The sequence below is a fragment of the Arenibacter lacus genome (assembly GCF_008711145.1).
Lineage (GTDB): Bacteria > Bacteroidota > Bacteroidia > Flavobacteriales > Flavobacteriaceae > Arenibacter > Arenibacter amylolyticus.
Genome location: NZ_VVIN01000029.1, coordinates 13,450 through 37,304, shown reverse-complemented (window position 1 = coordinate 37,304; position 23,855 = coordinate 13,450). Strand labels below are relative to the sequence as shown.

General features: G+C 42.2%; 19 protein-coding genes. 14 read left to right on the top strand and 5 right to left on the bottom strand.

All coding sequences use genetic code 11. The features are described from left to right. Window positions 1-42: 42 nt before the first annotated feature. The 5 genes from F1E73_RS10100 to F1E73_RS10080 all read left to right on the top strand — a co-directional run bounded on the left by F1E73_RS10100 (window position 43) and on the right by F1E73_RS10080 (window position 9,751). On the top strand, window positions 43-609 hold the full coding sequence (locus F1E73_RS10100; protein WP_150451823.1) for a helix-turn-helix domain-containing protein: 567 nt from the start codon (window positions 43-45) through the stop codon (window positions 607-609). 73 nt (window positions 610-682) lie between these two features. Further along, window positions 683-3,445, top strand: a complete 2,763-nt coding sequence (locus F1E73_RS10095) for a heavy metal translocating P-type ATPase (RefSeq protein WP_150451822.1) — start codon at window positions 683-685, stop codon at window positions 3,443-3,445. 293 nt (window positions 3,446-3,738) lie between these two features. After that, the gene (locus F1E73_RS10090; protein ID WP_223883405.1) at window positions 3,739-6,855 is read left to right on the top strand and encodes a SusC/RagA family TonB-linked outer membrane protein; all 3,117 of its coding nucleotides are present in this window, start codon (window positions 3,739-3,741) and stop codon (window positions 6,853-6,855) included. 19 nt (window positions 6,856-6,874) lie between these two features. Continuing rightward, window positions 6,875-8,356 (top strand): SusD/RagB family nutrient-binding outer membrane lipoprotein, encoded by a 1,482-nt coding sequence (locus F1E73_RS10085; RefSeq protein ID WP_086475646.1) that lies wholly within the window; start codon window positions 6,875-6,877, stop codon window positions 8,354-8,356. Window positions 8,357-8,656: 300 nt separating this feature from the next. Next, window positions 8,657-9,751, top strand: a complete 1,095-nt coding sequence (locus F1E73_RS10080) for an alkaline phosphatase family protein (protein WP_150451821.1) — start codon at window positions 8,657-8,659, stop codon at window positions 9,749-9,751. Between the two features lie 164 nt (window positions 9,752-9,915). Here F1E73_RS10080 and F1E73_RS10075 read toward each other — a convergent pair whose 3' ends face one another. Both F1E73_RS10075 and F1E73_RS10070 read right to left on the bottom strand, forming a co-directional pair. Further along, complete coding sequence (locus tag F1E73_RS10075) at window positions 9,916-11,721, bottom strand: hypothetical protein (RefSeq protein ID WP_150451820.1); 1,806 nt, start codon at window positions 11,719-11,721, stop codon at window positions 9,916-9,918. A gap of 389 nt (window positions 11,722-12,110) precedes the next feature. Continuing rightward, complete coding sequence (locus F1E73_RS10070; RefSeq protein WP_223883404.1) at window positions 12,111-12,866, bottom strand: sulfite exporter TauE/SafE family protein; 756 nt, start codon at window positions 12,864-12,866, stop codon at window positions 12,111-12,113. Between the two features lie 82 nt (window positions 12,867-12,948). Here F1E73_RS10070 and F1E73_RS10065 point away from each other — a divergent pair, with 82 nt between their 5' ends. After that, a complete protein-coding gene (locus F1E73_RS10065) occupies window positions 12,949-14,760 on the top strand; it encodes a sodium:solute symporter family protein (RefSeq protein WP_086475648.1) in 1,812 nt (603 codons plus the stop codon). 177 nt (window positions 14,761-14,937) lie between these two features. Here F1E73_RS10065 and F1E73_RS10060 read toward each other — a convergent pair whose 3' ends face one another. Beyond that, the gene (locus F1E73_RS10060) at window positions 14,938-15,528 is read right to left on the bottom strand and encodes a riboflavin synthase (RefSeq protein WP_086475649.1); all 591 of its coding nucleotides are present in this window, start codon (window positions 15,526-15,528) and stop codon (window positions 14,938-14,940) included. Window positions 15,529-15,598: 70 nt separating this feature from the next. On the opposite strand from F1E73_RS10060, the gene pdxA reads away from it, so the two are divergent. From pdxA to F1E73_RS10020, 8 genes are all read left to right on the top strand, one after another. Further along, complete coding sequence (gene pdxA, locus F1E73_RS10055; RefSeq protein WP_086475650.1) at window positions 15,599-16,645, top strand: 4-hydroxythreonine-4-phosphate dehydrogenase PdxA; 1,047 nt, start codon at window positions 15,599-15,601, stop codon at window positions 16,643-16,645. A 164-nt stretch (window positions 16,646-16,809) separates the two neighbouring features. Continuing rightward, on the top strand, window positions 16,810-17,343 hold the full coding sequence (locus tag F1E73_RS10050) for a YceD family protein (RefSeq protein ID WP_086475651.1): 534 nt from the start codon (window positions 16,810-16,812) through the stop codon (window positions 17,341-17,343). Between the two features lie 8 nt (window positions 17,344-17,351). Next, on the top strand, window positions 17,352-17,549 hold the full coding sequence (gene rpmF / locus F1E73_RS10045; protein ID WP_026808788.1) for a 50S ribosomal protein L32: 198 nt from the start codon (window positions 17,352-17,354) through the stop codon (window positions 17,547-17,549). Window positions 17,550-17,722: 173 nt separating this feature from the next. Next, window positions 17,723-18,718, top strand: a complete 996-nt coding sequence (locus F1E73_RS10040; protein WP_086475652.1) for a beta-ketoacyl-ACP synthase III — start codon at window positions 17,723-17,725, stop codon at window positions 18,716-18,718. 36 nt (window positions 18,719-18,754) lie between these two features. After that, a complete protein-coding gene (gene accB / locus F1E73_RS10035) occupies window positions 18,755-19,240 on the top strand; it encodes an acetyl-CoA carboxylase biotin carboxyl carrier protein (protein ID WP_086475653.1) in 486 nt (161 codons plus the stop codon). Window positions 19,241-19,329: 89 nt separating this feature from the next. Next, a complete protein-coding gene (gene accC, locus F1E73_RS10030; RefSeq protein WP_086475654.1) occupies window positions 19,330-20,682 on the top strand; it encodes an acetyl-CoA carboxylase biotin carboxylase subunit in 1,353 nt (450 codons plus the stop codon). 149 nt (window positions 20,683-20,831) lie between these two features. Then, the gene (locus F1E73_RS10025) at window positions 20,832-21,947 is read left to right on the top strand and encodes an NAD(P)/FAD-dependent oxidoreductase (RefSeq protein ID WP_086475655.1); all 1,116 of its coding nucleotides are present in this window, start codon (window positions 20,832-20,834) and stop codon (window positions 21,945-21,947) included. A gap of 13 nt (window positions 21,948-21,960) precedes the next feature. Then, window positions 21,961-22,416, top strand: coding sequence for a 3-oxoacyl-ACP synthase (locus F1E73_RS10020; protein ID WP_086475656.1), 456 nt, complete (start codon window positions 21,961-21,963; stop codon window positions 22,414-22,416). 43 nt (window positions 22,417-22,459) lie between these two features. Here F1E73_RS10020 and arfB read toward each other — a convergent pair whose 3' ends face one another. Together arfB and F1E73_RS10010 are read right to left on the bottom strand one after the other, a co-directional pair. Continuing rightward, window positions 22,460-22,864, bottom strand: coding sequence for an alternative ribosome rescue aminoacyl-tRNA hydrolase ArfB (gene arfB, locus F1E73_RS10015; protein WP_086475657.1), 405 nt, complete (start codon window positions 22,862-22,864; stop codon window positions 22,460-22,462). Between the two features lie 6 nt (window positions 22,865-22,870). After that, window positions 22,871-23,845, bottom strand: a complete 975-nt coding sequence (locus F1E73_RS10010) for an ABC transporter ATP-binding protein (protein WP_086475658.1) — start codon at window positions 23,843-23,845, stop codon at window positions 22,871-22,873. Window positions 23,846-23,855 lie beyond the last annotated feature (10 nt).

The following is a 23,855-nucleotide window of genomic DNA, read 5'->3' as shown; positions in this document are numbered from 1 at the left end:
ATCTTAGAAATAGGGTACTAGACGTCAGATATCTAGATGGGCATGAAAAAAAAGATTCTCGTAAAAAACATGGTGTGCAATAGGTGCATTACCTTTTTGGAACAGGAGTTCCAAAAGGTGGGCCTAAGGGTAGATTCCATTGTTTTGGGAGAAATTGTCTATGAAGAAAAAGAAGGAATTGGTGCCGCTGTGATAGAAGACTTGCTAAGGAGAAATGGCTTTGAACTAATAAAGGATACCGGCGAAATACTTGTCGAACAAATAAAATTAGCCTTGTTAGAAGCGGTAGATCAACTGGATGCCAACTCCGAAGAAAACCTATCGTCCTACCTGTCCAAAAGACTTAATAAGGAGTATTCCGTATTGAGCAAATTATTCAGTAAATTAGAGGGAGTTACCATAGAACGGTATTATATCCACCTAAAAATAGAGAAGGCCAAAGAACTGATTCAGCTACAACAACTTAACTTCTCTGAAATTGCCTATAGTCTAAACTATAAGAGCAGTAGCCATTTGGCATCCCAATTTAAATCCATGACCGGGATGTCTATGAGCGATTATAAGAACTCACAGCAGTGGGGAAGGAAGCCTTTGGACCAAATAGTATAAACATCCTCCACAATTGTGATAACCATCTGACTTTGGATGGGCTAACTTTGAGTTTTCACTTAAAACTTTTACAATGACACATACCTATACCATAGTTGGAATGACCTGTAATGGTTGCAGGAGCCACGTAGAGGAAACCTTGAAAAAGGTGGAGGGGGTTACCAATGCTTCGGTAGACCTAGCAAAGGCAGAGGCCACAATAGAAATGAAGGAGCATATTGGGATTGAGAAATTTCAAAGGGCTCTGGAGAAAGAAGGAGGCCGTTATAGTATTGCCATGCAGGGAGAGGAGCGGCTTCAGCAGCAGGAATCCCATAAAAACATCAATGGTGGCGGTACTGCCACCTATTCCATATTTGGAATGACCTGTAATGGTTGCAGGAGCCATGTAGAGGAAACCTTAAAAAAGGTGGAGGGGGTTTCCAATGCTTCGGTAGACCTGGCAAAGGCAGAGGCTACTATAGAAATGAAGGAGCCTATTGGGATTGAGAAATTTCAAAGTGCCTTGGAGAAAGACGGTGGCCGTTATAGTATTGCTATGCCAGGAGAGGAAGCAACGGACCACCTAAAAAATCCTAAAAAAGAAGTAAAGGGTACGGGAACAGGGACCTTTTACTGCCCTATGCATTGTGAGGGCGATAAGACCTACGACAAGGCAGGTGACTGCCCAGTCTGTGGAATGGATTTGGTGGAAGAAGTGAAAATGGATGCCTTTGGCGCTACCCAATATACCTGTCCCATGCATCCAGAAATAATAGCGGACGATCCCGGTGATTGCCCTATTTGTGGCATGGATCTGGTACCGGTGGAAGCAGATGTTTCTGCCGAAGAAAAGAATTATAAAAAGTTGCTCCGTAAGTTTTGGATAGCGGGAATTTTTACCCTGCCGATTTTTATCATCGCCATGTCCGAAATGATTCCCAATAATCCATTGTACAATATACTTTCCATGAATTATTGGAACTGGATACAATTTGCACTCTCTATCCCAGTGGTGTTTTATGCTACATGGATGTTTTTTGAACGGGCCTATCGTTCCATTAAAACATGGAACCTCAATATGTTTACCCTAATCGGTATTGGGGCGGGAGTAGCGTGGTTGTTCAGTTTTTTCGGCTTGTTGTTTCCCGATTTTTTCCCCGAACAATTTAAGACCCATCACGGAACGGTGCATGTATACTTTGAAGCGGCCACCGTTATCCTAACCTTGGTTTTAATGGGGCAGTTGTTGGAAGCGAGGGCACACAGTAAAACGAATAATGCGGTAAAGGAACTGCTGAAATTGGCTCCCAATAAAGCGACCAGAGTTGTTGATGGGGAGGAAGAAACCATTGCAATCCATAAGATAAAAATAGGCGATTTGCTTCGCGTAAAACCTGGAGAGAAAATACCGGTAGACGGAACCATCCGTGAAGGAAACTCGTCCGTAGACGAGTCCATGATTACCGGAGAGCCCATTCCTGTGGATAAAGGGGAGGGCGATACCGTTAATTCTGGGACCATCAACGGTCAGCAATCCTTTGTGATGGAAGCCCAAAAAGTGGGATCGGATACCTTGCTGGCGCAGATAATAGAGATGGTGAACAAGGCCAGTAGGAGTCAGGCTCCCATACAAAAGCTAGCCGATAAGATTTCTGCCTACTTTGTGCCGATTGTGGTATTGGTGGCTGTTATCACCTTTTTTGTATGGGCTATTGTAGGACCAGAACCTGCCTATGTGTTTGCTTTGGTAAATGCCATAGCCGTACTGATTATTGCTTGTCCCTGTGCGCTTGGACTCGCCACCCCAATGTCTGTAATGGTGGGGGTAGGGAAAGGCGCCCAATCTGGGGTCCTAATAAAAAATGCGGAATCGCTAGAGCGGATGGATAAGATAGACACCCTTATTATTGATAAGACAGGTACCATAACCGAGGGGAAACCCTCTGTAGAAAGTGTTAATAGTAGCTCTCCCGATTATAGCGAGGAGCAAGTACTGCAATATATCTATGCGGTGAACGCCCAGAGCGAACATCCCCTAGCAGAAGCAACGGTTAATTTTGCCAAAGAAAAGAAAGTTTCGTTGTGGTCCGTGACAGATTTTAACTCCGTAACCGGAAAAGGCGTTACGGGAATGGTAGCGGGCAAAAAAGTGGCGCTGGGGAATAAAAAGATGATGGAAGAAGCCCAGGTGAAGCTGTCTAGCCAATTGCAGGAAGCAGTTTTGGAAGAACAGAAAATGGGTAAAACCGTTCCCTTTTTAGCCGTAGATAATGTAGGTGTAGGCTATGTGGTTATCAGCGATAAGATAAAGGTAAGCAGTAAGAGTGCCATTGCGCAGCTGCAGTCGCACGGAATTGAAGTGATGATGTTGACCGGGGATAATCACGATACTGCAAAGGCGGTGGCAGAAACCTTGGGCCTTTCCAATTTTAAAGCCGAAATGCTAACACAGGATAAATTAACGGTGGTAGAGCAGTTGCAAAAAGAAGGCAAAAAAGTTGCCATGGCCGGGGATGGGATCAACGATGCCCCCGCATTGGCAAAAGCCGATGTCGGTATCGCTATGGGCACCGGAACCGATGTAGCTATAGAAAGCGCAGGGATTACCTTGGTGAAAGGAGACTTGCAAGGGATTGTAAAAGCTAGGAACCTGAGTGAAAAGGTGATGGGGAATATTAAACAAAACCTATTCTTTGCGCTCATTTACAATACCCTTGGGGTGCCAATTGCAGCAGGAGTCCTCTATCCTGTATTTGGATTACTGCTCTCCCCTATGATTGCCGCACTGGCGATGAGTTTTAGCTCGGTATCAGTTATAGCAAATGCTCTGAGGCTGCGGGCAGCAAAAATATAACCCTAGAAAAGAGGGTGTTTTTAAGCGGACTTTGATTGATAAAATCAGAGTCCGCTTTTTTTTGTCCTAGTAGTACAAGGATGATAGGATTTCTGCCTACCCTTAGAACTAGCTTTGCGGCAAATACCCCACTCCACTCCTTAGCTAACAATAAGCTAACATAGCTTGGTTTTAATCACAATCCCTTAACATTCTACTTGAATCCGGTTAACCTGTGAAGCTCATATTTGCGGCCTATTAATAACTAATACAATCTTTAGAACAACATGATGAGGACGCAATTTATTTTAATAATGGCTTTATTGGCATTTGTAACCGGCCACTCTCAAAAACTCTTTGAGGGAACGGTTCTGGATGAGAACATGCTGCCCTTGCCAGGGGCTTCGGTAGTAATAAAAGGAAGCACCATAGGGGTGGCGGCCGATTTTGATGGGGTTTTTCAAATCGAATTGCCTACAGGTGACGAAACCTTGGTAGTATCGTACATAGGATATATTGCCCAAGAAATTGAAACGGGGGGTAAGGATAGGATGGACATTCAGCTACTACCAGATTCCCAAATATTGGATGAGGTAGTGGTTACCGCTTTGGGAATTAGTCGTGCAGAGAAAAAAATTGGCTATGCCACCCAAACCATCGATACCGAAATAATAGAGGAGGTAAATGCACCCAACGTGGGGAGTTTATTCTCGGGGCAGGTAGCCGGACTCTCGGTGAGTAATCCTACCGGACTTTTTCAAAAGCCATCCTTTTCCCTAAGGGGGAAAACGCCGCTGGTGGTTATCGATGGTATTGCCGTAGAAACCGATTTTTATGATGTTTCCGCCAATGATATTGCCAATATCAATGTGTTGAAAGGCACCACCGCCTCGGCATTGTATGGTTCTAGAGGTAGGAACGGGGCTATATTGATTACTACAAAAAATGCAAAAACCGATGGGTTGGAGGTCACCGTGTCCCACAATACCATGGTTTCAGCCGGATTTACCGTATTTCCCGAAACCCAAAACCAATACGGGAACGGTTCCAATGGGAAGTATGAGTTTTGGGACGGTAAGGATGGGGGGGTGTCCGATGGCGATATGATCTGGGGCCCTAAATTTGAACCCGGCGTATTGGTATCCCAATGGAACAGCCCAATCTATGATAAGGTAACCAATGAAACCATTCCGTGGTGGGGCGATGTTTCTGGTACCCAGTACGACGATAAGTCCAGATACTCCCGTGTACCTACCCCTTGGAAATATCACAACAACTTAAAAGATTTCTTGGAGCCGGGCTATATCGCCTCCACAGAGTTTGCCATCGCCAACAAATCGGAAAAAGGAGCCTTTAGATTGGCAGGGAATTTTTCTAGCCAAAAAGATAGGGTGCCCAACGCTAGCCTAAAAACTGGGGGCTTAAGCTTTAAGGCCACCACCAATTTATCCGAAGCACTTACGCTAGACAGTAAGTTGTCTTATAATAAAGTATACTCCCCTAACTATCCCAGGCATGGCTATGGGCCCAAAAACCATATGTATACCATTCTAATTTGGATGGGGGACGATGTAAATGGAAAAGAATTGGACCAGCACCGTTACGTTCCTGGACAGGAAGGCTACCGGCAGGCAAATTATAATTACGCCTGGTATAACAATGTGTACTTTGCTGCCCATGAACTCAACCAGAAATACGATGCCGATCTTATAAACGCACAGCTGGCGCTGAACTATGATATTACTAATGAACTAAAAGTACAGGCAAGGGGATCTGCCGTGATACAGGATATTTTTGAGGACCGGCAAAGCCCCAAGAGCTATTTAAATTATGGCGATGCTAGGGATGGGGACTACAAGACGTGGAACCGAAACAGGCTAACGGTAGATTATGATATCCTTGCTACCTATAACAAAGAAATATCCGAAGAATTTTCTTTTGATATCAATGCTGGTGCCTCCTCCTTTTATAGGAAATACCAGGAAGAGTACAATTCTACGGATGGTTTAGTGGTTCCTTTTGTTTATAGTTTAAACAATACCAAGGGATCGGTAGCGGCAAAAACCTATCTAGAGGAAAAAGCTACCAATAGCGTGTATGCAACCTTAGGAATGGATCTTTATAATGCCGTCTTCCTAAATATAGCGGCTCGGAACGATTGGTCTTCTAGCTTGCCAAAGGAAAATAGATCCTATTTTTACCCTTCGGCCTCCCTTAGTACAGTGGTATCCAATTATGTGAACCTTCCCTTAGGGATAGATTATCTAAAAGCGTTTGGCTCATGGGCGAAGGTTTCCAGTGACCTAGGGCCCTATAGTACTGCTTCCTACTATACCAATAACGGGGTGTTTGGAGGGAACGTTAAATTGGAATACCCCAATGGTTTGGTCAATCCCAATATTCAACCAGAAAGTTCTACCTCCTATGAATTGGGGTTGAGTTCGGCCTTTCTACAAAACCAATTGCGATTAGACCTTACCTATTACCATGTGGTAGATACCAACCAGATTATAGATTTGCCAATATCTAACACCTCTGGTTTTGAAAACCGAAAGGTGAACGGCAACGAATATACTACCAAGGGACTAGAGGTTGTTTTGGGGGCTACTCCTTTTCGCACCGATACCTTTAGGTGGGATGCTACAGCTAACTGGAGTAGAAAGGTACAGCGGATTACGGACATTTATGGGGAGAACTCTACCTATAAGGACCTAAGGTTAAATGATCGTGCCGATAGTTATTATGCCACCGTTTGGCAGAAAACAGCTGATGGGGATTTAATTCTAAATGATCAGGGAATGCCCATTCGCGATAATTTTAAACAGCGATTAGGCCATTCCGATCCCAGTTGGACCCTTGGGCTTCAAAATACCTTTAAGTACAAAAACCTTTCTGTAAACATCGGTATTGATGGGGTTTGGGGCGGATTGATGCGTTCCGTAACGGTAGAGAAAATGTGGTGGGGCGGGAAGCATCCCAACTCAACGGAATTCCGGGATGCGGAATATGCCGCTGGGAAACCGGTGTACGTGCCCAATGGGGTTGCCGTGACGGGAGGAGAATTGGTGCAGGATGTAGATGGTAGTGTTATTTCCGATACTAGGACGTATCAGAAAAACACCACTGCGGTAAGTTGGCAGACCTGGTCCCAAAATTATCCTTACCGGGCAGCAGTGAGCTATAAGGAAAACAAAAAGTTTGCGAATGTTTTTGATCGCAGCTTCTTTAAACTGCGTACCCTATCCTTTAAATATGACTTTACCGATTTGGCCAATATAAAAGGGGTAAAGCAGCTAGAGACTACCTTGAGCGGATATAATCTTTTCGTTTGGAAAAAAGCGGATATTATTGATCCCGACTTTGGAAACGACAATAACCTGCAAGACCCGTCTACCAGATATATCGGCATGGGGGTTAAGGTGAAATTCTAATAATGCTAATAAAAAGAACATGAATAAAATACCATTTTTAAGTTTTCTGATGCTGATGATCACCCTAACGGGCTGTACCGATCTTTCCGACATCAACGTAAATCCAAATAACGTAAGTGAGACCCACCCACAATTGTTGTTGACCAATATTGCGAGCAATGCATTTACGGTCAATGGTACATCGGCCTTATACGCCTCCAGAATGCTGGTGCAAACCGATGGGGAAAGCAACCTTCAATATTATAACTGGAGTCGCGCAGAGTTTGGGGATTACAATATGCTAGGGGAGGTAAGCAAGATGATGCAGGAGGCAGAACGTATAAAGAGTCCGGCCTATATAGCGCTATCTAAATTCTTTAGGGCCTATTATTTTTATAATCTTACGCTTCGCTTTGGGGATATCCCGTATAGCGAAGCCCTACAAGGGGAGACAGAGGGTAACTATGCCCCTAAATACGATGCTCAAAAAGAGGTGTTTATCGGGATATTAAAGGAATTGGAGGAAGCCAACTTACTCTTAAATAATAATACCGAGTTAATAGCTGGAGATATAATTTATAGCGGTAATTCGCTTAAGTGGCAACGCTTAATCAATTCTTTTAGGCTAAAAGTCCTTATTACCCTCTCTAAAAAGGAACATGATGCTCAATTGGGGGTTAAAGAAGCCTTTGCCAGTATTGTTGCCAATGAACCACTTATGGAGTCTAATGGAGATAACGGTCAGTTAGTGTATTTGGATGAGGAAGGAAGTAGGTATAGAGAGTTTAACTCCAGTAGCTACGGATCTGGGATGTATATGGATGCGACTTTTATAGACCGATTAAAGGAAAGACGAGACCCTAGATTGTTTATTTTCAGTGGAATTACTAAAAATGCCAAGGAAGCGGGACTGGCAATAGACGATTTTAATGCCTATGCCGGAGGCGATCCCCTTGCTCCCTATGCCGAGGTAAATGATAAGGCTGCGGCAGGCGATGTTTCCAAGGTAAATTTGAGATATTCCACAGACCCCACTACCGAACCACATAATTTGATGGGCTATTGGGAGCTAGAATTTATTCTGGCCGAAGCCGCGCTTAGAGGGTGGATAGGCAGCAGTGCCAAAACGCATTATGAAAATGCCGTAAAAGCTTCTTTTAGCTTTTATAATGAGTATGCCAAAAACTTGGAAGCGTATGTAACGGCATCGGATGCCGAGACCTACCTAAACGGTCCCTTGGTGGCTTTTGAAGAAGGGATGTCTATGGATAATAAACTGGAATTGATATTGACCCAAAAATACTTCACCACCTTTTTGCAGTCGGGCTGGAGCATGTATTTTGACCATCTAAGAACGGGATATCCCAATTTTGCACATTCCCCAGGAGTTACTCCTCCCACTAGGTGGATGTACCCTCAATCTGAATACAACAATAATACCCAACATGTTTCCCAAGCAATTGAAGCACAGTTTGGGGCAGGAAACGATAAGATAAGGGAAATTAGCTGGTGGCTGCAGTAATATTTTGGACTTGAATATGGGCTTCATATAATGGAATGTTTATTTTAGAGGTTGGGCATAGCTGCCAAGTAGTGGGGCACCCCTAGAGGGCCAGGGAGGCTTTGGATATATAAGGACCATACTATAGGGGAACGCAGTGTTTAGTTATGTTGTTATCCTTCCTTAGTAAGTATAGGGATTGCTGCCAAACCTTCTTGTTAAACCGTGGGTGTAGTCATAAACATCACCATTGAAACCAATATTTAGATTGGAGCAGTTGTTCCAATAATATAAATTTTAACACTATAAATAATTAATCAGATGAAAAGAAGCGTAGTAACTGTGATGATGGTTCTCCTAGCGGGAATATTCTCTAAAGGCATGGCACAAACCGACCAGCAACCCAATGTAATTCTTATAACCTTGGACGGACTCCGTTGGCAGGAGCTTTTTTCCGGAGCAGATCCCTTGTTGGTAACCAACAAAAATTATGTAGGGGATACTACTGGTTTAAAGGCCAGATTTTGGAGAGATACCCCAGAGGAGAGAAGAACTATTTTGATGCCTTTTTTCTGGAATAAAGTGAAAGAAATGGGACAGTTGCACGGAAATAGAAGCCTTGGGAATAAGGTAAACCTCACCAATGAAATGTGGTTTTCCTATCCTGGGTATAACGAGATCTTAACCGGGGAAGCAGACGACAAAAGGATTACCAGCAACAGAAAAGAGAACAACCCTAATAAGACCATCTTGGAAAGAGTGAATAACTTGCCTGCCTATAAGGGAAAAGTTGCGGCCTTTGGTAGCTGGGACGTCTTTCCCTTTATCATAAACAAAACCCGTTCTGGAGTGCCCGTGAACGCAGGTTTTGATATTGCAGAGGGCAATGACCTTACGGAAAGGGAAGTCTTTCTTAACCAATTACAGTCAGAAATACCTAGTCCATGGGGCTCGGTTCGTTTAGACGCTTTTACCAATCACTATGCTATGGAGTATATGAAGAGGAAAAAACCAAAATTGGTATTCATATCCTATGGGGAAACCGATGATTTTGCGCACGACGGCGAATACGATGCCTATTTAAAATCGGCTTTAAATACAGACGGATTAATAGAAAAATTATGGAATTTTACCCAGCAAGATCCCTTCTATAAAAACAATACTACCTTTATTATCACCACCGATCATGGGCGGGGTACACAACCTTTGGACACCTGGAAAGGTCATGGCTCTAGTACAGAAGGCTCCGATGAGGTATGGATAGTTGCCTTTGGTAAAGGCGTATCTGCCAAGGGAGAAGTTACAGAAGAAAAACAGCTTTATACCAATCAGGTGGCGCCCACGGTAATAAAATACCTAGGGGTTACCCTAGAAGGACCTGGTTTTAAAGGAAAAACATTGAAATTGGATAAATAATAATAGCTACTGACCATAATTGGTCCATTTTTAAAACTTAGTATCCTTGGAGTAGTTAATTCGGATACTATGTTGATCTAAATAAAAACTTCATCTCGAATCATCGGGATGAAGTTTTTTGTTAGTAACCACTATAAACATTGAGATTTCTAGGAAGTAGCGATTTAGATTGCCGATTGGGAATGTGATTGCACCTCAATTTCTAAATTGCTAAGAGTCTTGGTTGTACAAGCTAATTCTGCGAGTATCGCTATTCTAGCGCTTGAGAAGGTTTTCTCTAAATTAGAAAACAAGTCTTGATAATAGGCGATTCCGGAATTTAGATTTTTTATAAAGGTCAATAAATACTTTTCTTGTTTTTTATTCATGGAAAATCTGCTTTCTTCAATTTTGCTTTTTAGATAGTCCATATAGATTCCCAGTTCTTTTATAAACATATTGGGCCTGTCGGTTCTAGCTATAATATTGGTCCGACCATAGATATGATCGGTCATTTCCTGAAGTGAAACAATTTTAGAATAATAAGCCATATTTGGTCCTGGACAAACAGACACCCCCGGCCCCTCTGTTTTGGTATCCAAATCGTAGGCTAAAAGAGCAGATGTTCCCAAGCCCACACAGGTGCAAGATTTCTCGGTGATTTTATTGAATTTATAATCGTACTCGGCCTTGGAAATATCCTGGGCCTCCAATTCCTTGATTATTATATGTTGATATTGCCTAGAAGCGGTACACAATCCTTTTTCCGTGTATTCCTTATTAAGGGCAACAAATTTCTTGGGACAAGAACTGCCAGGTCGCTTCTTATCAATTAATTGTTGTTTTTCCAGGTCTTTTGTGCTGCCTCTAAGGTTATGGAATGGAACCCCTAGAGGAGAAACGTCACTTAGATAAAGGTCTTTTTCCTTGGCAGCCACTAATTGATTCATCGTTGCTTTATCTACAGTAGTAGCTTCCGGAACCAATAGAAAAGGAGTTCCCCACCCTACGGAATCTACCTGGTAGTGGTTTAGTAAAAACTGATGTTCTTCAAAAGTACCCACACCTCCCTGAGCAGTAATTCTTAGGGGTAATTTTTGTGGAGCTTCCTTTCCCTTAGCCTCCAAGGCCGATGTTAACAAGGTGTAAATCTCTTCTTGCAGGGCCTGGCGGTTGTTCTTAAACTCAGCTAATATGGGGCCCATTAAATAGCCGTCGGTAGCAAATGCATGACCCCCGCAATTTAAACCCGATTCAATTCTATATTCGGATACCCAAAGTCCCTTTTTTGCCAAAAATTTTCCCTGTATCAATGCGGATCGATAATCGCTAACCTTAAGTACAATTTTCTTCTTTATAACGCCATTAATATCTGGGTAGAAATCTTCAAAATTTTCCAGGTAACTATACAATCTTGAGTTCATACCGGCAGAAAGAATAAGGGAAGAACATAGTTTACTGTTGGCGTATCCCCGAAGAGCAGCATGTGCATCATTAAATTCGGCAGGCAGTTTCACATCCTTTGTAAAATTATCCTTGTCTACCTTGGTCATGATATTAACATCCACACTCCCCATGGTTAAGTGCTCTTTTAACCATTTATTTACCGCACCTTTTTTAATTTCATGGGAGGAAAATTTTTCCAACTCCTGTTTTAGGGTAGTGGCATCTGGAAGTAAGTTTAGGTAGTCACTTAGCTCTTTACGGGTATTGAAGGTGGAATTCTTAAGGGCTTCAAATTTTTTGTTCGCGGCATCATGGATGAGGTTAAGGTAACTGGTAATTCGTTTGGCCCTAAAATCTTCCAGCTTGTCTGAAATTTCTTGGTAGGGAACTTCAAATTTTTCGCAGTACATTTTGCGAAGTTTTTCTAAAAGGATATCGTCTACCAGTGAAATAACGGAGTCTATCCCAAGGTGCGATACCTTTAAAGGAGTGTCTATGGTAAACCCTATTCCCATTACGGGTATGTGAAAATTGTGATGTGTCATAAAATTAATTTAAATATTTGATGCGGAGGAAGTAGGTGTTATTTAAAAGCGTTTTTAATAGTAGGGCGATGGTTTTCAGTGAGTTATGGTTAGTGTCCCCCTGTGTGTTATTCGTCAAAATTCACGATAAATCCAATGCTATTTCATGATTTTTATCATAGAATGAACATACTGATTAATTAAATTTCCCCTTATGGAATAGGTGAAAAGAGAGGGGTTTAAAAGCTCATGGGGTTAGTGTTTTAATAATGATAGGTTGAAGTTATGATAACCTATCGCTGGGGGATTAAGGGGATATTTGTAGGGAGTTGTTAAGGAAGTAGTTAGAGTTTGTTTTAACTGGAGGCTGGTGCATTGCACCAGCTTTTTTTTATCAACCCTATACTTTTTTATCTAAAAAGAATAAGGAAGGCCCCTATGGCAGTTAAAATCAGGATCATCCTTCTGTAAAACTGATCTTTTATAATCTTTACCAATCGCACCCCTACAAAAATACCTAGAATAATTGCTGGAACTAATTTTAGGTTTATTAGCAGTGTTTCTGGGGTAATGGTCTTCCAGATAAATATGTGAAAGGGAAGTTTAAAGATGTTTACAATGAAAAACAGCCAGGCTGCAGTTCCGATGAATTCATTCTTAGGGAGCCTCATGGCCAAAAAATAGATGTTGGAAAATGCCCCCGCCAAATTTCCGATCATAGTGGTTATTCCTGCTAGGGTGCCTATAAAGCCTGCAAAAGCCCAATGGGTAGGGACATTTTTAGATTTTTTGCGGTCCCACCAATACATCATAGCTACGGTGAATAAGATAATAGCAGACATCCCAATTTTAAAAGTAGCTTCTGGTAGCTCTTTTCCAATGGCGGTTCCAATAAAAATCCCCAAGATCATCCATGGCAAAAAGGCTAGGATGTATTTCCATTTAGCATGTCTGTTATAGTAGATTACGGCGATGGTATCTCCTACCACTAGCAAAGGGACAAGCACTCCGGTAGAATCCTTTGCGCCAAAAGCCAAGGCCATAAGGGTAACAATGATGATGGATATACCTTTAATTCCCGCTTTGGAGATTCCTAAAACAAAAATAGCTGTAAAAGCAAGTATCCAGGTAGTAGCGGTAGTATCCATTGCGATTGTGAGATTCATTTGCAACATTTGGCGATCGTTCGGCAAAAGTATCCTAAAAAAAATTATCTTTATCGCTTTTTCAACAACCAAAGCAAAATTGATGGAATTAAGTACGCTTGATTATAGTTTTATAATCGTTTTCTTCTCAATCGTTTTATTTATAGGGGTCTATGTATCCAAAAAATCAGGATCTAGCTCCTCAGAATATTTTCTTTCTGGCAGGACTATGCCTTGGTGGTTATTGGGACTTTCCATGGTAGCCACTACCTTTTCTACCGATACGCCCAACTTGGTAACGGATATTGTTCGTACCAACGGTGTTTCTGGAAACTGGGTATGGTGGGCCTTTTTATTGACTGGATTGCTTACCGTATTTGTCTATGCCAAGCTTTGGCGGAAATCTAATGTAAGCACGGATTTGGAATTCTATGAGCTTAGGTATGGGGGAAAACCTGCCGAGTTTCTAAGAAAGTTCAGGGCCGTTTATCTAGGGGTGATCTTTAATGTGATTACTATGTCTGCCGTTACTTTGGCAGCGATAAAAATTGGAGGTATTATGTTGGGACTGGAGCCATGGGTAACCGTGGTAAGTGCTGGTCTTATTACAGTAACCTTTAGTGCCTTGGGTGGATTTAAAGGGGTGGTTTATACCGATTTCCTTTTGTTCTTCGTAGCTATGGGAGGTGCTATTGGAGCAGCCTATTACCTAGTGAACATTCCAGAAGTAGGGGGTTTAGAAGCACTTTTGGCCAATGAACATGTGTCGGACAAGCTTTCTATATTACCCGATTTTAGTAATACCAATGCCGTCATTACCCTACTTATTATACCATTGGCAGTACAGTGGTGGAGTTCGTGGTATCCTGGAGCAGAGCCAGGTGGTGGTGGGTATATCGCTCAGCGTATGCTGGCCGCTAAAAACGAGAACCATGCCATTGGTGCTACCTTCTTTTTTAACATTATGCATTATGCCCTAAGACCATGGCCGTGGATTTTGGTGGCATTGGCTTCTTTGGCAGTATATCCGGACGTAGCCAGTATACACGAGGCATTCCCTAACGTGGCTGCAGATAAGTTGGGACACGATTTGGCTTATTCTGCGATGCTGACCAAATTGCCTAGTGGACTATTAGGCCTGGTATTGGCTTCCTTGATAGCCGCGTATATGAGTACCATCTCTACACAGCTAAACTGGGGGTCTTCCTATATAGTATATGACTTTTACAAGCAGCAGATTAATCCAGAAGCATCGGAAAAAAGACTGGTTGCCGTTGGTAGAATCTCTACCGTGATATTAATGGTTTGTAGTGCCGTACTGGCCTTGTTGCTTCAAAATGCGCTACAGTTATTTGAGGTGTTGTTGGTATTTGGTGCAGGTACAGGATTAATCTTTATTCTAAGATGGTTCTGGTGGAGAATTAATGCGTGGAGTGAGATTACGGCCATGTTTGCCTCCGGGATCATTTCTATTGTATTAAAGCTTACGGCAGTGGGTCCTTTCTTGTTTGCCGCAGAATCTGGTGTTTTCCCGCAATGGGCAGAATACCCCTTTGTAGTGTTAACTACTACCATTATCTGGTTGGCGGCTACGTTTATGACCCAGCCCGAATCTAAGCAGGTGCTACAATCTTTTTATAAAAAAATACAGCCAGGAGGCCCGGGATGGTCCAAGGTGGTTAACGAAGCCGAGGCTGAAAATACGGACATAGTAAACTCCAAGGAAAAATGGAGTGTACCCTCTGGAATTAGTGCCATGCTATTGGGCTGTGTCCTCATATACTCTTGTATGTTTGCAACTGGTTATTGGATCTATGGCAAAACAACTCAGGCAATAATCTTAACAGGGGTAGCCATTGTTTCCGGACTATTGCTGGCAAGGGCTTGGAACAAGATGAAGGATCATATCCTATAAATATCAATCCAAAAGGATGTAGAAAATTAAAAAGAGCACCCATAGCGGTGCTCTTTTTAATTATGGTAACTGTTTATGAAAGTTTGGTATTACTGATATAAGGTATTGGTTGGTAGAGCGTCACGGTCGCTAAGAAAGAGGTGTGGAGAACTGGGCTAGACCTCCAAAGACATTAATTTAATCTCTAAGCTCCAATAGTCTGGATACGTATTTACCAATTACATCAAACTCCAAATTCACTACTGTTCCAACCTGGTAAGTGTTAAATACCGTATGCTCATAGGTATAGGGAATGATAGCTACGCTAAAGCTATCCTTTTTAGATCCTACTACCGTTAAGCTAGTGCCATCTATGGTAATGGAACCCTTTTCAATGGTTACATTGTTTAGGTCGGCATCGTAGCTAAAGGTAAATATCCAACTTCCGTCCTGCTCCTCAATATGAGTGCAGGTCCCGGTCTGATCTACGTGGCCCTGTACAATATGTCCGTCTAATCTTGCCCCCAAAACCATGGCGCGTTCCAGGTTTACGATATTCCCCGGTGTAAGGTTGCCCAGATTGGTTTTTTGTAAGGTTTCGTCTATGGCGGTAACCGTATAACGATCCTCCTCTATGCCTACCACGGTAAGGCAAACCCCATTGTGAGAAACGCTCTGATCTATCTTAAGTTCCTGGGTAATGGTAGATTTTATAGTGATGTGGAAATTGCTGCCATCCCGCACTGTATTTGTGACTTCTCCCAAAGTTTCAATAATTCCAGTAAACATGTGTCGTTTTAATTAATTAGTTTTGTGGGGTAAAATTAACGGTTTATTTTATATTAAACGACAATACAGTATGCAGGAAAGAGGGAAAATAAGATTGGGTATTTCCATTGGAGATCTAAATGGTATTGGGTGCGAGGTAGTACTTAAAACATTTGAGGATGTCCGAATGCTCGATTTTTGTACCCCGGTGATTTTTGCATCCAACAGAGCTATTGCCCATCAGAAATCTGCCTTGGGGATAGATATTAATTACAATGGCGTAAAAGAGCCCGCCAATGCTTTGGATGGGAAGGTGAATGTGGTTAATGTTTGGAAGGATACCCATAAGGTAGCGTTTGGCACCCCAACACCAGAGAGCGGGAAGTTTGCGATAGAATCCCTTAGGGCCGCCGTGGCAGCACTGAAGAACAATGAGATAGATGTCTTGGTAACGGCGCCTATCAACAAGAACAATATACAGGCCGAGGATTTTAATTTTCCTGGACATACAGACTTCCTAGCCCAAGAACTGGAAGGGGAAAGTCTAATGTTTATGGTGTCTGGCGATTTAAGGGTGGGGTTGTTAACAGATCACGTTGCTGTAAAGGATGTGGCAGCGACCATTACCCCGAAACTGATAAAGAGTAAGTTGGCTACAATTGAAAAATCCCTAAAGATGGATTTTGGTATACGAAAGCCAAAAATTGCCATGTTGGGAATTAATCCTCATAGCGGAGATAATGGCGTAATAGGGAAAGAAGACGATGAGGTATTGAAGCCAGTCATCAAAGAAATGACCGAAAAAGGGCATTTGGTTTTTGGGCCCTATGCCGCGGACAGCTTTTTTGGCTCGGACAACTACAAGCAGTTTGATGCTATTTTGGCCGCCTATCACGATCAAGGCCTTATTCCTTTTAAAACCTTGTCCTTTGGGAAAGGGGTTAATTATACCGCAGGCCTAAATAAAGTGAGAACTTCACCAGATCATGGAACGGCCTATGAAATAGCTGGGAAGGGAGTAGCCGATCATAGCTCTTTTAAGGAAGCAGTGTTTACAGGGATCAATATATATAGGAACCGACTGGAATTTAAGGAGTTAACCAGCGATGTTCTAAGGAAACAAAAAATTAAAAGATAGACGGTATCCATAGATTAAAAGAGGGTTATAGCGCTTGAGACCAATGCTTTAGGGCGTCTCAAAGCACTTTTATTTATTTCTTTTGATTTGTTGGGATTTTATAAAATAATAGTATCTTTGCACCCGCCTTAATTGTGGCGGGTACATTAAAAACAAGTGTGGACATGATGACGCATAAGGAGTTTAGTATTCCTTTTTCAGGGTTGAAACAGGGAAAACACGAGTTTGAATATACCATTGAAAATAAGTTCTTTGAGTCTTTTGAGTACCATGAGTTTCACGAAGCGGATATAGATATTTCCGTTACCCTGAACAAAATGAGTACTATGATGGAGTTGGAGATGCATGCGCGGGGAACCGTAAATGTAAGCTGTGACCTGTCCAACGAGCCTTATGACCAAGATTTAGAAGCTAATCTAGAATTGGCAATTAAATTTGGTGATGAGTATAATGATGACAACGATGAGATTTTGATTATTCCGCATGCGGAACATCAAATAAACGTTGCACAATACATTTATGAAATGTTAGTGTTGACCGTTCCGCAAAAAAGGGTACACCCGGGAGTTTTGGACGGCAGTTTGCAATCGGAGGCATTAGAAAAGTTGGCGGAGCTTCAACCAAAAGAATTAAAGATAGACGAAGAAGATATAGATCCCCGTTGGGACGCACTAAAAAAATTATTAACGGATAAATAAGTTTCATAATGGCACATCCTAAGAGAAAAATCTCCAAAACCAGAAGGGATAAAAGAAGAACGCACTACAAGGCTGTAGCGCCTACCGTTGCAAAAGACCCAACTACTGGGGAAATGCATTTGTTTCACAGAGCCCACTGGCATGAAGGTAAATTATACTACCGCGGGGAGGTTTTAATTGACCAAACAGAAGAAGCTGTAGCATAATTTGTACGGAAAAATTACAATATGAACTCCCACTTATATAAGGTGGGAGTTTTTTTTATCAAAGATTAAAAATCTAAGAAACACTATATAATTGGGCTGAAAGTCATAGAAAATTACTAATTTTCACAAATTTTCAGTTGTTTTTGAAGGTTTATCGATAAAAACAAATTTGGATGAGTAAAATAACGGCGGCAATTACGGCTGTAGGGTCTTATGTACCAGACTTTGTAATGACCAATAAAATCCTGGAAACCTTAGTAGATACTAATGATGAATGGATTACTACCAGAACCGGTATTAAAGAAAGAAGGATTTTAAAAGGAGAAGGTTTGGGTACCTCCTATCTCGCTATAAAAGCGGCAGAACAGCTTTTGTCCAAAAGAAAATTAGATCCCAAGGAAATAGATATGGTTATTGTAGCCACGGCCACCCCAGATATGATGGTGGCAGCTACCGCAGCCTATGTCGCTTCGGAAATAGGGGCTGAAAATGCCTTTGCATACGATTTGCAGGCAGCCTGTTCTAGTTTCCTATATGGAATGTCTACCGCCGCTAGCTATATTCAATCTGGAAGATATAAAAAAGTACTGCTGATTGGGGCCGATAAAATGTCTTCTATCATTGATTATACGGATAGAACTACCTGTATTATTTTTGGCGATGGTGCCGGAGCGGTTTTGTTTGAGCCAGATACGGAGGGATTAGGGTTGCAGGACGAATACTTGCGATCTGATGGAATCGGGAGAAACTTCCTTAAAATGGATGCTGGAGGTTCTTTATTACCCGCATCGGAGGAAACCGTTAAAAATCGCCAACACTTTATTTACCAAGACGGGAAGTCGGTCTTTAAATTTGCAGTTACCAATATGGCAAATGCCGCTGCGAAGATTATGGAGCGGAATAACTTAACTCACGAGGATGTTAATTGGTTAGTGCCACATCAGGCCAATAAAAGAATTATTGATGCTACCTCCAATAGGATGGGCGTAGAAGATTCTAAGGTGATGATGAACATACAAAAATACGGAAATACCACATCTGCAACGCTACCACTATTGCTCAGCGATTACGAGAACCAGTTGAAAAAAGGAGATAATTTGGTTTTCGCTGCATTCGGAGGCGGTTTTACATGGGGTTCCATCTATTTAAAATGGGCCTATAATTCTTAAATTAGACGAAACCTAAAAATCTAAAACGAACTAACTATGGATATTAAAGAAATTCAAAGCTTGATCAAATTTGTGGCCAAATCAGGGGCTAGTGAGGTAAAACTAGAGATGGAAGATATTAAGATCACCATCCGTACCGGTACCGAAGGTTCCAAGGAGCCTACCTACGTACAGCATGTTCCCATGAATGCTCCCGTTGCTCAACCAACTTTGCCGCAGGCAGCAGCAGAACAGCCTGCCGTTGAAGTTACTAGAAAAGCAGAGGCCGAGGAAGATGATAAACTGGTTACCATTAAATCCCCCATCATTGGTACCTTCTATAGAAAGCCTTCCCCAGATAAGCCTGCTTTTGTAGAGGTGGGGTCCGTTATAAACAAAGGGGATGTTCTTTGTGTGATTGAGGCGATGAAGTTGTTTAATGATATTGAATCGGAAATTTCTGGAAAGATTGTAAAAGTACTTGTGGATGATAGTTCGCCAGTAGAATTTGATCAGCCGTTATTCTTGGTAGACCCCTCATAAGAAATTTTTAAATGCTAAATGTGGATGACCCGATGTGATCGGAGTCATACGGGTTTAAAAATTTGGAATACTAATTAAAATTTCAAGAGATGTTTAAAAAAATACTTATTGCAAATAGGGGAGAAATAGCGCTTCGTATTATCAGGACCTGTAAGGAAATGGGAATAAAGACGGTAGCGGTTTACTCCAAGGCGGATGAGGAAAGTCTTCATGTTCGTTTTGCGGACGAAGCAGTTTGTATAGGACCTGCAGCAAGTAGCGAGTCGTACTTGAAGATCCCAAATATTATAGCTGCTGCGGAAATTACCAATGCAGATGCCATTCATCCTGGATATGGCTTCCTTTCGGAAAACTCTAAATTCGCAAGGATCTGTAAGGAACACGATATAAAGTTCATCGGTCCTTCCGGAGAACATATAGATAGAATGGGTGATAAGGCTACGGCCAAAGAGACCATGAAAAAAGCAGGGGTACCTACTATCCCAGGGTCGGACGGACTCCTAAAAGATTTGGACCACGCTAAAAAAGTAGCCAAGGAAATGGGCTATCCCGTAATGATTAAAGCTACTGCCGGTGGTGGTGGAAAAGGGATGCGCGCAGTTTTCAAGGAAGAAGATTTAGCAAGAAACTTTGAGAGTGCCGTGCAAGAGGCCAAAGCGGCCTTTGGCAATGATGGCATGTATATGGAAAAGCTGATAGAGGAGCCAAGACATATCGAAATCCAAGTTGTAGGTGATCAGTATGGAAAGGCATGTCACCTTTCAGAAAGGGACTGTTCCATTCAGCGTAGACACCAAAAACTTACCGAAGAGACGCCCTCCCCGTTTATGACGGATAAATTAAGGGATGCCATGGGTAAGGCGGCGGTGAAAGCAGCCGAATACATACAATATGAGGGTGCGGGTACCATTGAGTTTTTGGTAGACAAACACCGTAACTTCTACTTTATGGAGATGAATACCAGAATACAGGTAGAGCATCCCATTACCGAGCAGGTGATAGATTACGACCTTATTAGGGAGCAGATCTTAGTTGCTGGAGGTGTGCCCATTTCCGGAAAGAACTACTTTCCAAAATTACACTCCATAGAATGTAGAATCAATGCCGAAGATCCGTTTAATAATTTTAGGCCTTCTCCGGGAAAGATTACCACCTTGCACACGCCTGGTGGCCATGGAATAAGATTGGATACGCATGTGTATAGTGGATATACCATTCCTCCAAATTACGATTCCATGATTGCAAAATTGATCACTACGGCACAGACTAGGGAGGAAGCCATTAATAAAATGAAACGCGCATTGGACGAGTTTGTAATAGAAGGTATCAATACCACTATTCCTTTCCATAGGCAATTGATGGATCATCCAGATTATTTGGCGGGTAATTATACCACCAAATTCATGGAGGATTTTGAAATGAAACCAGTCGCGGAAGACTAATAAAGGCATCCATAATGCCTAAGATTTTTAAAAAGCGAAGTAAGCTGAACAATGAACAGCTTGCTTCGCTTTTTTTTATGCCTAAAAATAAGGGGGAATCCTAGCATTTTCCTTTAACTTTAACTGCATCATTACAAAGATATCGGGATATGAATTTAAGTTTTTGGGAATATAAGACCTGGCTCTCCAATCTAGATTTTACAGTGGTGGGCAGTGGTATTGTCGGACTCAATTGCGCTCTCCAGTTAAAAGAGCGATTTCCTAAAGCCAATATCTTGGTTTTGGAGAAGGGGATACTACCGCAGGGTGCTAGCACCAAAAATGCGGGTTTCACTTGTTTTGGGAGTATTTCCGAGGTGTTATCCGATCTTGGCTCACATACTGAGCAGGAGGTAGTGCAGTTAGTACAGAAGCGATGGGAGGGCGTACAGCTGTTGCGCAAGAACTTGGGCGATGCGCAAATTGGTTATCTTAATTACGGCGGCCATGAGGTGTTCCTAAAGGGGCAGCAAGAGCTTTATAACCGGTGTATGGATAAGATAGAGAGCGTCAATAGCCTTTTAGAACAGGTGTTTAAGGCAGACTGTTTTGCAGTGCATCCCAACAGCTTTCAGTTTAAGAATGTAGAAAACAACTATATCAGCTCTAGCTTTGAGGGACAATTGGATACCGGGATGATGATGGACGCCCTGCTCAATAAGGTTTACAAGGCGGGTATCAAGATTCTTAATGGCGTTCAGGTAAAATCGTATGCAGAATCCCATAGCCAGGTAGCAGTGGAAACAGATCAGTTTCAATTTAATACGAAACACTTGTTGGTGGCCACCAATGGTTTTGCTGGCCAATTGCTTCAAGAGGATGTTAAGCCTGCTAGGGCGCAGGTGGTAATTACCCAGCCCATAGACCAGCTTCCTATTAAAGGCACCTTCCATTTGGATGAAGGCTATTACTATTTCAGGAACGTAGGCAATAGAATTCTCCTTGGGGGTGGTAGGAATCTCGATTTTAAAGCGGAGGAAACCAGTGAGTTTGGGGAAACGCCTCTTGTGCAAAATCGTTTAGAAGAATTATTGAAGACCATCATCTTACCCGAAATTCCCTTCCAAATAGACAGAAGGTGGAGCGGAATAATGGGGGTGGGAAATCAAAAAAAGCCTATTGTTAAACCATTGTCCAATCGCGTGTTTTGCGGCGTGAGAATGGGAGGCATGGGGATAGCCATTGGGAGTAGTGTGGGCAAGGAGCTAGCGGCATTGGTAGAATAAATTATAAGCTTAAATGAAACCTACTGTAAGAGAGGCATTGTATCGGTATTGTGAAACGTATATTCAGGATAGATATGCCCGAATTGAAAGACAGATACAATCCCTACAACAGGCGCTAATCTCGGAGACCAAGAGTAGTGCCGGTGACAAGCACGAAACTGGGAGGGCAATGATCCAATTAGAGCGCGAGAAGTTGGGAAATCAATTGGCCGAGGTTGAGTTACTGCAGCAGCGCTTTAAAAAAGTACCCTTAGAAGGTGCTTCCGACCAAGTAGTTTTGGGAAGCTTGGTATTTACTTCTCAATACCATTACTATATTGGGATTAGTGCGGGTAAGGTTACCGTAGAAGACCAAACCTTCTTTGCTATCGCCCCCAATACGCCCATGGGGAAGTTATTGATGGGAAAATCCCAAGGCGAATGTATCAACTTTAATGGCAGCGAGTTTTGTATCACTGCGATTGGCTAGGGGAATTCCTGGCGAGAACTTCCCTGGTTAGAAAATGCAGGGCTTAATCCATACTTGGTTTTCCGCGATACGCTTTTTTTTGTGCCAATTGCTTCTTTTGTCTTAAGCGTTTTTCCTTAGAGGCTCGGGTAGGTCTTGTTTTTCGTCTAGGTTTCGGTTTCCTAAGGCCTGCTTCTAGCATTTCTAGTAGCTTCTCAATAACCCGTTCCTTGTTTTTGTGCTGACTACGGGTTTCTTCGCTCCAGAGTACCAAAACCTTTTCTTTGGTTAGTTTATGGGACAGTTTTTTGAGAATCAAGCTTTTCTCCTGATCCGTAAGGGAGTTGGATTTGCCAATATTAAAGTAAACCGCCACCTTGGAAGAAACCTTGTTTACATGCTGCCCTCCTGCCCCACTGCTGCGAACGGCCTTAAACTTTAATTCTTGTATAAGCAGCTCCTTGTCCAAACGGTGTTATTGTTTTAAACGTTGATTAATGGTCTCCAAAGAGATGTTTAGGAATACTTTCTTCTTAGGTTTAAGCGCTTTGTCTGAATGAAATCGGATAATTTCTTCCCCAGACAAGGCTTCTATAAGATAGTAGCTGCCCATAAAATAACTTTTTTTTACAACCACTGGGATCCCCGATTTTTTGGAGACCTTAAACTCATGGGCGTAGACAATTATTTTACGCTTGGTATCGGCATAGGATTTTACAATTTCTATGGGAATATGGTTTGCCTCGCCAAAAAGGGTAGCCGTGTAAATATTCCTAGGATTAAAGTAAAGAGTTTCCGTTTCCTCGTCTGCCAATATTTCCTGATCCCTAAGCACCAAAACCCTATCTGCATATCCCAAAATATCGTGGTGGTCATGGGTTGCGGTAATACAACTGATTCCTTTTTCCTTAAGATAGTTGAACAAATTTCTTCTAAGCTTGTTCTTTCTAAGATTGTCTATATGGGCAAAGGGCTCGTCTAGAAGTAATAATTCGGGCTCCTGTGCCAAGGCTCTGGCTAGGGCCACCCGTTGTTGTTGTCCGCCACTTAGTTTTTCTATCTTAACCTTGGAAAACTCCACCATATCTATCATTTCTAACAGTTCTTGGGTGCGCTCCTTTAATTCTTCGGGGTAGAAAACCGATAAGAATTGGCTAACATTCTCCTCTACGCTGGTATAAGCCATTAACTCTAGGTCTTGGGCCAAGTACTTCATATAGGGTTCTCCGGGCACCAAATTAAAGTTAGGTCCCAGCACTTTTTTATCTCCCCAATGTATTTCGCCTTCATTGGGTTGTAGAAGTCCATAAATAAGCTGAAGTAAAGTACTCTTTCCGCATCCGCTCTCCCCAACAATGGAGACATGTTCTCCTTTAGCTACAGTAAAGTCTATATCCGTTAGGATGGGTGCTTTGTGATATGAAAATGAAAGGGAGTCTACTTGTAACATGGTCTTGTGT